This window comes from Streptomyces colwelliae, from assembly GCF_048158785.1.
Taxonomy (GTDB): domain Bacteria; phylum Actinomycetota; class Actinomycetes; order Streptomycetales; family Streptomycetaceae; genus Streptomyces.
On record NZ_JBLTJC010000940.1, the window covers coordinates 1 to 477 of the forward strand.

Sequence of the window (477 nt, forward strand, 5' to 3'; positions counted from 1 at the left end):
GCGCTGGAGCCGGCCGAGCGCGCCGCCCTCCTCACCACCACCGATCCCGAGGTGGCGCTGGCCCTTCTGGCGCGCGCCTTCGGGGCGGCCGAGATCATCCGGGAGGCCGCGTGACCGAGGACGCCTTTCCGCAGGAGCCCGGCGGCCGGCGCGCCATGTCCGGGGAGGCCGTGCTCAACGCCCTGCCGCTGCCGGTCCTGACCATCGGGGGCGACGAGCGGATCCTCCACTGCAACCACGCCGCGGAGGCCTTCTTCGACTATTCCGCGCGCCTGATGCAGCGGCGTCGCCTGCGCGACATCATCCCGTTCGCGTCGCCGATCATCGCGCTCGTGGCCGACGTCCGGCGCCGCCGGGCCAGCGTCAGCGAGTACCGGGTCGAGCTGACCCAGCCCCGCCTCGGTCTGGAGCGTAGCGTCGACGTGTTCGCCACGCCGCTCGCCGACGACGACGACGCCGTGGTGATGATGCTCCAGG

General features: G+C 73.6%; 1 protein-coding gene. It reads left to right on the forward strand.

Features of this window, described 5'->3' with window-relative positions; genetic code table 11:
* Positions 1 to 110 precede the first annotated feature (110 nt).
* Positions 111 to 477, forward strand: a 367-nt coding sequence (locus tag ACNFOC_RS55260; RefSeq protein ID WP_416966427.1) for a PAS domain-containing protein, incomplete at its 3' end; no start/stop codon positions are given.